11 protein-coding genes, 1 tRNA gene and 1 other RNA gene are annotated in these 13,979 nt (G+C 17.7%); 11 read left to right on the top strand and 2 right to left on the bottom strand.

Annotated elements, in window-relative coordinates:
- The first annotated feature begins 165 nt into the window (after nt 1–165).
- From M5J13_RS01120 to M5J13_RS01085, 8 genes are all read left to right on the top strand, one after another.
- A complete protein-coding gene (locus M5J13_RS01120) occupies nt 166–462 on the top strand; it encodes a BolA/IbaG family iron-sulfur metabolism protein (protein WP_252837482.1) in 297 nt (98 codons plus the stop codon).
- Between the two features lie 113 nt (nt 463–575).
- Nucleotides 576–1,889, top strand: a complete 1,314-nt coding sequence (locus M5J13_RS01115) for a trigger factor (RefSeq protein ID WP_252837481.1) — start codon at nt 576–578, stop codon at nt 1,887–1,889.
- Nucleotides 1,890–1,920: 31 nt separating this feature from the next.
- A complete protein-coding gene (gene clpP / locus M5J13_RS01110) occupies nt 1,921–2,535 on the top strand; it encodes an ATP-dependent Clp endopeptidase proteolytic subunit ClpP (RefSeq protein WP_252837480.1) in 615 nt (204 codons plus the stop codon).
- A 30-nt stretch (nt 2,536–2,565) separates the two neighbouring features.
- Complete coding sequence (gene clpX / locus M5J13_RS01105; protein WP_252837479.1) at nt 2,566–3,819, top strand: ATP-dependent Clp protease ATP-binding subunit ClpX; 1,254 nt, start codon at nt 2,566–2,568, stop codon at nt 3,817–3,819.
- Between the two features lie 83 nt (nt 3,820–3,902).
- Nucleotides 3,903–6,236 (top strand): endopeptidase La, encoded by a 2,334-nt coding sequence (gene lon, locus M5J13_RS01100; RefSeq protein ID WP_252837478.1) that lies wholly within the window; start codon nt 3,903–3,905, stop codon nt 6,234–6,236.
- A gap of 58 nt (nt 6,237–6,294) precedes the next feature.
- Nucleotides 6,295–7,782 (top strand): SurA N-terminal domain-containing protein, encoded by a 1,488-nt coding sequence (locus M5J13_RS01095; RefSeq protein WP_252837477.1) that lies wholly within the window; start codon nt 6,295–6,297, stop codon nt 7,780–7,782.
- 110 nt (nt 7,783–7,892) lie between these two features.
- Nucleotides 7,893–9,656, top strand: coding sequence for a SmdA family multidrug ABC transporter permease/ATP-binding protein (locus M5J13_RS01090; RefSeq protein ID WP_252837476.1), 1,764 nt, complete (start codon nt 7,893–7,895; stop codon nt 9,654–9,656).
- Nucleotides 9,653–11,398, top strand: coding sequence for a SmdB family multidrug efflux ABC transporter permease/ATP-binding protein (locus M5J13_RS01085; protein ID WP_252837475.1), 1,746 nt, complete (start codon nt 9,653–9,655; stop codon nt 11,396–11,398). The genes M5J13_RS01090 and M5J13_RS01085 overlap by 4 nt, the downstream gene beginning before the upstream one ends.
- Nucleotides 11,399–11,431: 33 nt before the next feature.
- Here M5J13_RS01085 and ffs read toward each other — a convergent pair.
- Nucleotides 11,432–11,513: signal recognition particle sRNA small type (gene ffs / locus M5J13_RS01080), an RNA gene on the bottom strand.
- 173 nt (nt 11,514–11,686) lie between these two features.
- On the opposite strand from ffs, the gene dnaX reads away from it, so the two are divergent.
- The 3 genes from dnaX (at nt 11,687) to M5J13_RS01065 (ending at nt 13,917) form a co-directional block, all read left to right on the top strand.
- Nucleotides 11,687–12,775 (top strand): DNA polymerase III subunit gamma/tau, encoded by a 1,089-nt coding sequence (gene dnaX, locus M5J13_RS01075; protein ID WP_252837502.1) that lies wholly within the window; start codon nt 11,687–11,689, stop codon nt 12,773–12,775.
- 77 nt (nt 12,776–12,852) lie between these two features.
- Nucleotides 12,853–13,185, top strand: coding sequence for a YbaB/EbfC family nucleoid-associated protein (locus tag M5J13_RS01070; RefSeq protein ID WP_252837474.1), 333 nt, complete (start codon nt 12,853–12,855; stop codon nt 13,183–13,185).
- 51 nt (nt 13,186–13,236) lie between these two features.
- Complete coding sequence (locus M5J13_RS01065) at nt 13,237–13,917, top strand: adenylate kinase family protein (RefSeq protein WP_252837473.1); 681 nt, start codon at nt 13,237–13,239, stop codon at nt 13,915–13,917.
- On the opposite strand, the gene M5J13_RS01060 is transcribed toward M5J13_RS01065, so the two are convergent.
- Nucleotides 13,891–13,964: transfer RNA gene (locus M5J13_RS01060), tRNA-Arg, on the bottom strand. The genes M5J13_RS01065 and M5J13_RS01060 overlap by 27 nt on opposite strands.
- Nucleotides 13,965–13,979 lie beyond the last annotated feature (15 nt).

Genomic DNA, 13,979 nt, shown 5'->3' with positions numbered 1-13,979 from the left:
TAAGTATTATAATATTAAAATAACCAAAATATAAAAAATATTTTAAAATTTAAAAAATAATAATTTTTTTTTAATTATTTTTTTTAAAAAATAACACTTTTTTTCAAATTTAATTATTTTGTTTTAAAATATTAAAATACTAATCTTTTAAAAAAAATAAAAAAAATGTTAAATTTAATAAAAAAAAAAATAAAAAATCAAATAAAAATAAAAAAAATAAAAATAACTAATCAAAGTTCTGTTCATAAAAATCTTAAAAAAAAATATTCTCACTTTAAAATAATAATTATTAGTAATTATTTTTTTAGAAAAGAAATATTAGAAAGACATAGAACAATTTATAATATCCTATCTAAAGAAATAAAAAATAAAATACATGGAATAGAATTATATACTTATACTGAAAAAGAATGGAATATAAAAAAAAATAAAAAAATAAATCCTACAAAATGTTTTAATTAATTTAAAAAATTATTTTTTTTTAAATTTTCAAATAAAAAATAAAATTTAAAAAACTTAATAAATATAAAAATAATTAATTTATATAAATATATATTTAATTAAAAAGGAAAATAATGAATACTATTTTAAATAAATCATTAAAAATGAATAACATAGAAATAAAAAATGTTTTATCTAGTCAAAAAATAGAAAAAAAAGTTAAAAAAAAACTAATAAATTTAAAAAAAAATTCTTTTATAAATGGATTTCGTAAAGGAAAAGTTCCATTTAATATTATAAAAAAAAAATTTAAAAAAGAAGTATTAAAAAAAACATTAAATAAATTAATTAATCAACATTTTATTGATGTATTAAAAAAAAAAAAAATAAAAAAATATTATAATCTTCAATATTTTTTCAAAAAATATAAAAAAGGAAGTAATTTTAATTATACAATAAAATTTACAATTCCTTCTGAAAAATTATTACAAAAATTAAAATTAATAAAATTATATCAATTAAAAATTAAAATAACAAAAAAAGATATTTTAAAAACTCTTATTAATCTTCAAAAAAATATTACTCCTTGGAAAAATAAAAAAAAACCTATATCAGAAAATGATAAAGTAATTATTAATTATAAATTAATATTAAAAAAAAATAAAAAATACATATCAAAAAAAAAAAATTTTTTAATATATATTAATAAAAATTTTTTATTAAAAAAAATTTACAAAAAAATTATTAATAAAAAAATAGGAGATATAATTTTTATTAATAAAAAATTTTCAAAATATCATCCTGAAAAAAAAATTTCATCAAAAAAAATAATAATAAAAATAAAAATAATAAAAATTAAAGAAAAAAAAATAAATAAAATAGATTTTAATAAAATAAAAAATTTTGGATTTCAAGAAAAAAATATTGAAGAATTAAAAAAAAAAATATATCTAAAACTAAAAAAAGAAGCTAAAAAAATTGAATACCAATATTTAAAAGAAAAATTTATAAAAACTTGGATTCAAATAAATAAAAAAAAATTTAAAAAAAAAATAAATAAAAAAGAAAAAAATATATTAAAAAAAATAATTTTTGAAAAATATAAAAAAGAAAAAAATATATTTATAAAAATATATGATAAAAATATAAAAAAAGAAATTATTGGAAAAATGATAATTCATGATCTAATTAATAAAATTATTTCTCAAGAATCATTATATATAAGCAAAAATTCTATAAAAAAAATATTTAAAAATTATATTATTAATTTAAAAAATAATATTTCAAAAAAAATATCAAAAAAAGAAAAAAAACTAATTTTAAAAAATATTAAATCTTCTTTATTAATAGAAAAAGCATTTTATTATATTTTTTCAAATATCTCTATTAAAAAAAAATATCTAAACCTAGAAAAAGCTTTAAAAAAAATTGGAAAAATAACTCTATAAAAATAAAATTTAAAAAAATTAAGGAAAAAAAATGTTGTATGATAAAAAAAATAAAATAAGAAACAATAGTATAATTCCAACAGTTATTGAAAAAAATTTTCTAGGAGAAAGATCTTTTGATATTTATTCTAGATTGTTAAGAGAAAGAATAATATTCTTAACAGGATCTATTGATGACAACCTATCAAATCTTATTATATCTCAATTACTTTTTTTAGAATCAGAAAATAAAAAAAAAGATATTTTTTTATATATAAACTCTCCAGGAGGAATTGTTACTTCAGGATTATCTATATATGATACTATAAAATTTATCAAACCTGACGTAAATACTGTATGCATAGGTCAAGCATCATCTATGGCTGCATTAATATTATCTTCAGGAAAAAAAGGAAAAAGATTTAGTTTACCAAATTCTAGAATTATGATACATCAACCTTTAGGTGGTTATCAAGGACAAGCTTCTGATATTAAAATTCATGCTTTAGAAATTGATAAAATTAAAAAAAATATCAATAGAATACTATCTCATAATACAAAAAAAAGCATTAAAAAAATAAATAAAGATACAGAAAGAGATTATTTTCTTTCATCAAAAGAAGCTTTAAAATATGGATTAATAGATTCTATATTAGAAAAAAAATAAAAAAATTATTTTTTTAAAAAAGAGGTAATAATGAAAAATAAAAAAAAAAATAATAATAATCAATTAAATTGTTCTTTTTGTAAAAAAAATCAAGATGAAGTTAAAAAAATTATAGCAGGATCTAAAGCATACATATGTGATCAATGCATATATTTATGCAATAATATTTTAAAAAAAGAAAAAAAAAATATTGATTTTCCTTATAAAAAATTTAAAAATTTACCTAAGCCTAAAGAAATAAAAAAAGAATTAGATAATTATATAATTGGTCAAAATAAAGCAAAAAAAATATTATCTGTAGCAGTATATAATCATTATAAAAGTTTATATATATCATCAGATAAAGAAGTAGAAATAGGAAAAAGCAATATTTTATTAATTGGGCCTACTGGAAGTGGAAAAACTTTATTAGCAGAAACATTAGCAAAATTTTTAAAAGTTCCGTTTATAATAGCTGATGCTACAACTTTAACAGAAGCTGGATATGTAGGAGAAGATGTTGAAAATATAATTCAAAAATTACTTCAAAAATGTAATTATAATGTTAAAAAAGCACAATCTGGAATAATTTATATTGATGAAATAGATAAAATATCTAAAAAATCGAGTAATCCATCAATAACAAGAGATGTATCAGGAGAAGGAGTTCAACAATCTCTCTTAAAAATTATTGAAGGAACTATCGCTTCAGTACCCCCTCAAGGAGGAAGAAAACATCCTCAACAAGAATTTATTCAAGTAAATACTTCAAAAATTTTATTTATATGTGGAGGAACATTTTTAGGATTAAAAAAAATTATTAATGAAAGAATAAATAAAAAATCTAAAATAGGATTTTATAAAAAAAATCTAATAAAAAAAAAATTAAAAAAAACTAATAATTTAAATATCATCGAACCTCAAGATTTAATTAAATTTGGATTAATTCCTGAATTTATAGGAAGATTACCTATTATTACTGAATTAAATCAATTAAATAAAAAAGAACTAATTAAAATATTATGTCAACCTAAAAATGCTTTAATAAAACAATATAAAAAATTATTTGAAATGGAAGGAGTAAAATTAAAATTTTGTGAAGATTCTATAAAAAAAATTGCAGAAAAATCTATTTTAAAAAAATCAGGAGCAAGGGGATTAAGATCAATTTTAGAAAAAATTTTATTAAAAACAATGTATAACTTACCATCAATGAAAAATGTAAAAAAAGTAATTATAAATAAATATACAATAACTAATAATTATTCACCAAAAATTTTATTCAAAAAAAATCCATTATTATAATAAAAAATTCTTAATAATTTTAAAAAAATTGGATTTTTATTAATAATTATTTTTTAATATATCAAATTAAAGAGATATTATTTATGAAAAAAAGAAATTATAAATATATTAAAATACCCATTTTACCATTAAGAGATACAGTAATATATCCTCATATGGTAATACCTTTATTTATAGGAAGAAAAAAATCTATTAAATGTATTGAACATGCAATTAAAAAAGATAAAAGAATTATGTTAGTAACACAAAAAAAACAATCTATTAATAAACCTAATATTAAAGATTTATTTAAAATAGGAACTGTATCTATTATTTTACAATTATTAAAATTACCTGATGGAACAGTAAAAATATTAATAGAAGGAAAAAAAAGAGCAAAAATAATTGATTTATATAAAAAAAAAAAAAATTTATTTGGAAAAATAAAACAAATTTCTAAAAAAAAAATAAATAACTCTAAAAAAAAAGTATTTAAAAGAACAATAATAAATCAATTTGAAAAATATTTAAAATTTAACAAAAAAATTTCAAATGATATTATAAATTCATTAAGTAAAATTAACGATATAGAACAGTTAATAGACACTATAGCAATTCATATACCTTCTAAAACAATTATTAAACAAAAAATATTAGAAAAAAAAGATATTAACAAAAGATTAGATATATTAATGACTATTTTAGAATCAGAAATAAAACTATTTAAAATAGAAAAAAAAATAAAAAAAAGAATAAAAAAACAAATGGAAAAAAACCAAAAGGAATATTATTTAAATGAACAAATAAAAGCAATAAAAAAAGAACTCGGAAAAAAAGAAAAAGATATTCAAGAATATTTTATTCTAAAAAAAAAAATTATTAATTCAAAAATGCCAAAAAAAATAGAAAAAGAACTAAAAGAAGAACTTAAAAGATTAAAATTAATGCCTTATATGTCTTCTGAAACTACAGTAGTAAGAAATTATATTGAATGGATGATTAAAATTCCTTGGAAAAAAAGAACAAAAATAAAAAAGAATTTATCTAAAGCATTATTAAATTTAAATACAGATCATTATGGATTAAAAAAAGTAAAAAATAGAATTTTAGAATATTTAGCTGTTCAAAATAGAATAAAAAAAATAAAAGGACCTATTTTATGTTTAATTGGACCTCCTGGAGTAGGAAAAACTTCTTTAGGAAAATCTATCGCTAAAGCAACTGGAAGAAAATATATTAGAATGTCTTTAGGTGGAATAAAAGATGAAGCTGAAATTAGAGGACATAGAAGAACATATATAGGCTCTATGCCTGGAAAGATAATACAAAACATATCTAAAACAGGGGTAAAAAATCCTTTATTTTTATTAGATGAAATTGATAAAATGTCTTACGATGTTAGATCAGATGCTTCTTCTGCATTATTAGAGGTGTTGGATCCAGAACAAAATTCTACATTTAACGATCATTATTTAGAAGTAAATTATGATTTGTCTGAAGTATTATTTATTGCTACTGCTAACTCTACAAATATTCCTACTCCATTATTAGATAGAATGGAAATTATAAGATTACCTGGATATACAGAAAAAGAAAAAATAAAAATTTATGAAAATTATTTAAAACCTAAACAAATGAAAGAACATGCGTTAAAAAAAAATGAAATATCAATTACTAAAAACGCAATAATAAATATTATTCGTTATTATACTAGAGAATCAGGAGTAAGAAATTTAGAAAAAAAAATAGCTAAAATATATAGAAAAACTGTAAAAAAAATACTCTTAAATAAAAAAATTAAAAAAATAAAAATAAATAATAAAAATTTAAAAAATTACTTAGGAATAAAAAAAATAAATTCTAAAGTTATAAACAAAGTAGATAAAATAGGACAAGTAATTGGATTAGCTTGGACAGAACATGGAGGAGAAATATTAAAAATACAAACAGCTTGCTTTTCAGGAAAAGGAAAACTATCTTTTACTGGATATTTAGGAAAAGTAATGAAAGAATCTATTCAAACCGCTTTAACCGTTTTTAGAATACAATCAAAAAAATTTAAAATACCCATTAATTTTTATAAAAAAAATGATATTCATGTACATATTCCTGAAGGAGCTACTCCAAAAGATGGACCAAGTGCTGGAATATCTATATGCACTTCTATTACTTCAGCTTTTACTAATAATCCTGTAAAACATAATTTCGCAATGACAGGAGAAATTACTTTACATGGAGAAGTTATAGAAATTGGAGGACTTAAAGAAAAAATGTTAGCAGCACATAGAGAAGGAATCAAATGTGTAATTATTCCTAAAGAAAATAAAAAAGATCTAAAAGAAATACCAAAAGAAATTTTATCTAATATAAAAATCTATATGGTTTCAAACATCTCTGAAGTATTAAAATTATCTCTAAAAAATGATCTCTATAAATAATTTATTTATAAAATTTTCATAAATATGTTCATAAATAATTAAGAAAAGGATTTAAAAAATGAATTTTAATACCAAAATATGGTTTAAAAATATAATTTTAAAAATTATTTTAATTACTTTATTTGCATCTATTTTTATAACTAACATAAGTTCTTTGAAAAATTGTTTTTCATTTTCAAACAATTATCCATGGTTATTAAAAATAAATGAAAAAAAAATAAACATAAATAAAATACAATATTTTTTTGAAAAAAAAATATTAAATGATAGTTCTAAAAAAAAATCATATAAATTATTAAAAAATAAAAAATATATATTATTTATATATAAAAAAATAATATCAGATTTAATTGATGAAATTTTAATAAATAATTATATGAAAAGCAGTAATATTTATTGTAATAAAAATAAAATAAAAGAAATAGTAAAAAATTTAGAAGTATTCAAAAAAAATAATAAATTTAATAAAGAAAAATATTTTGATTTTTTACAAAGAATGAACATAAATGAAAAAGAATATCTTAATGAAATAGGAAAAAAAATAATAGAAAATTTTTTTTCTCAAGATATTTTAGATTCATATAATTTATTAAAAATTGAAAAAAAATCTATTTTAAAAAATGTTTTATCAAATATTTTATACATAAAAGCAAAATTAAATTTTAAAAAAATATTTTCTAAACAAAATGTAACACAAAAAGAAATAAAAGATTTTTATATAAATAATAAAAAATTATTTATGTATCCAAAAAAATTTAAAATACAATTTATAAAAATTCCTATATTAATTAATAAAAAAATAATAAATAAAAAGAAAAAAAAACTAACAAAAAAAAATACTATTGAAAAAAAAATAATTAAAAAAATAAATTTAATATCTAAAAATAAAAAAAATTATTTTGATTTAATTAAAAAAATAATTAACGTAAAAATTAATAACACAAAACTATTTTTAATTAATTCTATTCCTCAAGAAATAAAAATAAAACAAATCATTAGTTTCTTAAAAAAACAAAAAATATTTAATAAAAAAGATAATATTTATTATAAATTTTTTAATAAAAATTCTACTTATATAATAAAAATTATCAATTTTGAAAAAGAAAAAGAAAAATCACTTTTAGAAGTAAAAAAAAAAATAATTAATTATATTAAAGAAAAAAAAGCAAAAATTAAAGCTTTTAAAATAATTAAAAAAATAGAAAATGAACTAAAAAAAGGATCTTGGAAAACTTTTAATAAAAATAAATTATTTTTTCAAAAAAAAATTTTTTCTCTTAAAAAAAATACAAAAATTTTTAATAATGTTTTAGATAAAAAAATTAATGATAAAAAACCAATATATAAAAAAAAAACTGATTTTAAAAAAAAATGGTCAATAATAAAAATATATAAACAAAATTATTTTAAAATTTCATCTAAAAAAAAAAGTAATATATATAAAAAATATATGATTTATAATCAAGAAAAATTAATAAATTTAATATTACAAAACTTACGTTTAAATGCTGATATAAAATATCAAAGAAAAATAGATATCATTTAAAAATATATATAAAAAATATTTTTGTATTAAAATAAATATATAAAAAATGTAAAATTTTTACTGAAATTTATAAAAAATATTTTATAAATATTAAATATTAGGATTATCTTGTGAAATTATTTAAGCAATTAAGTTGGTATTTTATTCAAGAATGGAAAAGATATGTTGGATCTATTTTAATATTAATAATCATTGCTTTATTACAAATGATTCCTCCTAAAATAGTAGGAATATTAGTTGATTCTATGGTTAAAAAAAATATTAGTTTTCAAAAATCCATAAAATGGATATATATCATGATAGGAATTGCTTTAATAGTATATATTTTAAGATATATTTGGAGAATATTACTATTTGGAGCATCCTATAAATTAGCTATTAAATTAAGAACTTTATTTTATGATTCTATTATTAAACAAAATTCTACTTTTTATTTAAATAATAGAACTGGAGATTTAATTACTCGAGTAAGTAACGATATTGAAAGAATTATATTTGCTGCAGGAGAAGGAGTTTTAACACTTATAGATTCTTTAGTAATGGGAATTTCTGTTTTAGTAGTAATGTGTACACAAATAAGTTATAAATTAACTTTTTTTACATTATTACCTATGCCAATAATGACATTTTTTATTAAAAAATATGGAGCTGAATTACATAGAAAATTTTTTAAATATCAAATTTCATTTTCTATTTTAAATAATAAAACTCAAGAAATATTAACAAGTATAAGAATGATTAGAGCTTTTGGATTAGAAAAAGAAAAACTAAAAGAATTTTCAAAATTAATAAAAAAATCTACTAAAGAAAACATAAAAGTTTCAAAAACAGATGCTAAATTTGATCCAGTAATATATTTATCTATTGCTCTTTCAAATCTTTTAGCAATTTCTAGTGGAAGTTGGTTAGTATGGAATAAAATTATAACATTAGGTCAATTAACTAGTTTTATTATGTATCTCGGATTAATGATTTGGCCTATGTTAGCTTTAGCATGGATGTTTAATATAGTAGAAAGAGGAAGTTCAGCATGGAGAAGAATTCAAAAAATAATAAATTATCCAGTTGAATTAAAAAATGGAAAAATTAAGAAAATAAAAAAAAATAAAAACTTAAAAATTTTAATAAAAAATTTTTATTACCCAAAAAACAAAAAACCATCACTAAAAAATATAAATTTTTCTATTAAAAATGGAGAAATAATTGGTATTTGTGGACCAACAGGATCAGGTAAAAGTACTATTTTTAAAATTATTCAAAGAAATTTTGATTTTTTTAAAGGAGAAATTCTATATAATAACATTAAGATAAAAAAATTTAAATTAAAAAAATGGAGAAAAAAAATTTCTGTAGTAAATCAAGAAACTTTTTTATTTTCTGATACTATTTTAAATAACATTTCTTTTGGAAGAAAAGATATAACACAAAAAAAAATAGAAAAATATGCATGTATTTCAAAAATACATAATGAAATTATAAAATTAAAAAAAGGATATAAAACTTTAATAGGAGAAAATGGAGTATTATTATCAGGAGGACAAAAACAAAGAATAGCAATTACCCGTGCTTTAATTTTAAATCCAGAAATTTTAATTTTAGATGATGCTTTATCTGCTGTAGATGGAAATACAGAATATTCTATTTTAAAAAATATTTTTAAATGGAAAAAAAAAAATACAACTATTATAATGAGTTCACATAAACTTTCTACACTAAGAAAAGCAAACAAAATTATAGTTATGAGAAAAGGAAAAATAACTAATTTAGGAAAACATTCAGATCTTATAAAAGAAAAAAATTGGTACAGTAAATCATTGTCATATCAAAACATTCATAATAAAGCAAAAGATATGAAAAAAGGAAATATTAAATGAATAATTTTATAAATTGTTGGCCTACTTTAAAAAGATTAATGGAATATGCCAAACCCTTTAAAAAACTACTATTTTTAGGAATTTTTTTACTTTTATCTGCTGCTTTATCTGAAGTATTAGGACCAATATTAATTAGTAATTTTATAAAAATAACTTTAGAAAAACATCAATGTTCAAAAAAAATAATTATCTTAAATATTATTTGTTTTATTATACTTCAAGTTACATCCGTAATTTTGTATTACTCACAAAATATTATATTTAGTAAAATATCTATTAAAATTATTCAAAATTTAAGATATGATATAATGAAATCTACTTTAATGCTTCCTATAAATATTTACGATAGTCAACCAATAGGACATATTATATCAAAAATAACAAACGACACAGAATCAATAAGAGAACTTTATGACACAATATTAGGATCAATAGTAAATAGTTCAGTATTAGTACTTATAGTATTAATAGCTATGTTTATTTTATCTTGGAAAATGGCTTTAATCGCAATTATTTTAATTCCTATCGTATTATTTATTATAATGTCTTATCAAAAATATAGTATTCCTATATTAAAAAATATTAGACATTATTTATCTAAAATCTATCATGAATTTAATGAAATAGTAAATGGAATAACAGTAATTCAACAATTTCAAAGAGAAAAACAATTTAGAAAAAAAATTATTAATACAAGTTACATGCATTATAAATATAAAATGCAAGCTTTAAAATTAGAAGGTTTTTTATTAAGACCATTACTTAATTTTTTATCCTCTATGATATTATGTGGAATTATGTTTTTATGTATTGTATCTCATAAACAAACTTTTAAAGTAGGAGTATTATACGCTTTTATTAGTTATTTATCTCGATTAAATGAACCTTTAATATCTGTAGCAAGCCAACAACCATTATTACAAAAAGCAATTGTTTCAGGAGAAAGAATTTTTGAATTAATGGATATTCCAAAACAAAAATATGGATCAAAATATAAAGATATAAAAAAAGGAAAAATTAATATAAAAAATTTGTTTTTTAAACATAAAAAAAACAAAAATTATACATTAAAAAATATTAATATTGATATTCAACCAAATAAATTTATAGCATTTATTGGAAAAACTGGAAGTGGAAAAAGTACATTAGCAAATTTATTAATGGGTTACTACCAAGCTGAAAAAGGATCTATTTATTTAAATAACCAAAAAATGGAAAAAATAAAACATTCCGCTTTAAGAAGTTCAATAGCATTAATACAACAAAATCCAATAATTCTTCCTATAAATGTATTAAAAAATATTACTCTTGGAAAAAAAATAGAACTAAAAGAAGTATACAAAATTTTAGATTTAGTACATTTAACTCCGCTTATATCTTCTTTACCCAAAGGAATTTATACTAATTTAAGCGAACAAGGAAATAATTTATCAGTTGGTCAAAAACAACTTATTTCCATTGCAAGAGCTTTAATAAGAAATCCAAAAATATTAATTTTAGATGAAGCAACAGCAAATATAGATTCTAAAACAGAAAAATGGATACAAAAATCTATTTTGAAAATTAAAAAAAAAACAACTTTAGTAATGATAGCTCATAGATTATCTACAGTAATTAAAGCAGATAAAATAATTCTTTTAGATAAAGGTAAAATTATTGAACAAGGGAATCATAAAAAACTTATGAATATAAAAAATAAATATTACAAAATGTATAAATCACAATTATTAAATAAAAACTAAAAAAAAATATTTTTTATTAAGTGTTTTATTAATAAAATCTAAATGCATGAAATATTTGAGTTAGCTGCTTCTTTCCAGACCTGACTAAATATTCAAATATTAACATCATATAGCATACTAATAAAACACTTAAGAAAAAATAAATTTTTATATCTGAAAATATACATTATTTAAATAAAAAAAACAAGTTTATTTTATAAATTTAAAATAAAAAAAAAAATATCAATAATGAAAATTATTAACAATTATGATAGCATATATAAATATAAAAATTTAAAAAGAAAAAAAATGAAATATCAAGTTTTTGCAAGAAAATGGAGACCTAGAAATTTTAAAGAAGTAATAGGTCAAAAATATGTTATAAAAGCTTTATCTAATAGTTTAAAATTAAATAAAATACATCAAGCATGGATATTTCATGGAACAAGAGGAATAGGAAAAACAACTATTGCAAGAATTTTAGCAAAATGTTTAAACTGTAAAAAAAAAATTACAAATATTCCATGTAGAAAATGTAATTCATGCAAAGAAATTGAAAAAAATTTTAATCCAGATTTAATTGAAATAGATGCAGCTTCAAAAACAAAAGTAGAAGATATTAAAGAACTTTTAGAAAATGCAAAATATCCTCCTATTAAAGAAAGATTTAAAATTTATTTAATTGATGAAGTTCATATGTTATCTAGATATAGTTTTAATGCACTTTTAAAAACTTTAGAAGAACCTCCAAAACATGTTAAATTTATTTTAGCTACAACTAATATTGAAAAATTACCAAAAACTATTATATCTCGTTGTATAAAACTAAGTTTAAAAACAATAAATTATAAAAAAATTAATAATCAATTAAAATATATTTTAAAAAAAGAAAAAATATATTTTGAAAAAAAAACAACCAAAATGCTTTCCCAAGCTTCTGATGGAAGTATGAGAGATGCTTTAAGTTTAACAGAACAAGCAATTTCTATAGGAAATAATAAAATCATCAAGAAAGATGTAAAAAAAATGTTAGGAATATTTAAATATGAAAATTTTATTAATTTATTAATTTCTTTATTTAGAAAAGATATAAAAAAAATATTATTTTTAAAAAATCATATTTTATCTTTAGATGTAGAACCAGAACAAATACTTATTGAATTATTAAAATTACTTCATTATTTACATATTTTAAAAATTTTTTCTATAAAATGGAAATCAATAAAATATAATTCAAAACAAAAAAAAATTTTAAAAAGAATTGCTAAAGAAAATGATTTTTTAAAAATAAAAAAATATTATTCCATTATTTTAAAAGGAAGAAAAAATATTTCTTTTTCTCCTTCAAAAAAATTAGGAATGGAATTAACTTTATTACAAACACTAGAAATAAAATAACTCACATAAATTTTTTAATAAATTAAATAATTTTATTAAAAATTTTTAATATCAAATACAAAAAATAAGAAGAAAAAATGTTTAATAATGGAAATTTAAGTAATTTAATGCAACAAGCTCAAAAAATGAAAGAAAATATGAAAAATATACAAAAAGAAATAAAATCTATAGAAGTTGTAGGAGAATCTGGAGCTGGGTTAGTAAAAATAACCTTAACTGGATCACATAACTGTAAAAAAATAGAAATAGATTCTACTTTATTTAAAGACGAAGATAAGGAAGTAATAGAAGATCTAACTGTCGCAGCTTTTAATGATGCAGTAAGAAAAATTTCTGAAGAACATAAAAAAAGAATGTTAAAATTATCTGGAAAAATTCCAATTCCTAATGATTTAAAATTACCTACATAATGATTTAAATTTTTATAATTTTTATTAATTTTAAAAATTTAAGGGAAAAAAATGAGAATTATTTTAATTGGTTATCCATGTTCAGGAAAAGGTACTCATTCAAATTTTATATCAAAAAAATATAAAATACCAAAAATATCTACAGGAGACTTACTTAGAGAAATTATTTTAAAAAAAAATAAAAAATATATTAAAATAAAAAAAAAAATGGAAAAAGGAGAATTAATTTCAGATAAAAATATAATAAAATTAGTAAAAAAAAGAATATCTAAAAAAGATTGTAATAAAGGGTATATTTTAGATGGATTTCCTAGAACTATAAAACAAGTTAAAATGATGTATAAAGAAAAATTAAAAATAAACTTTATAATTGAATTATTAATATCAAAAAAAATAATATTAAAAAGAGCATTAGGAAGAAAAATTCATCTAAATTCTGGAAGAATTTATCATAAAATTTATAATCCTCCATTAATAAATAATAAAGATGATATTACAGGAGAAAAACTGATTACTAGAAAAGATGACAATATAAAAGTAATAAAAAAAAGAATAAATGAATATAAAAAATTTAAAAAAATATTTTTTAAATTTTATAAAAATAAAAAAATAAGAAAAAATGTAAAAATTATCAAAATAAACGCAAAAAAAAAATTAAAAAATATTCAAATAAAAATAAAGAAAATTTTAAAAAAAGAAGATTTTTGCGCTTTACAGGATTCGAACCTGTGACAAACGGCTTAGAAGGCCGTTGCTCTATCCAACTGAGCTAAAAGCGCTTTTTTAAAGATTTA

It is taken from the genome of Buchnera aphidicola (Periphyllus lyropictus), from assembly GCF_024029895.1.
Classification (GTDB): Bacteria; Pseudomonadota; Gammaproteobacteria; order Enterobacterales; family Enterobacteriaceae; genus Buchnera_J; species Buchnera_J aphidicola_BA.
This window is presented reverse-complemented; position numbering and strand designations above follow the sequence as displayed.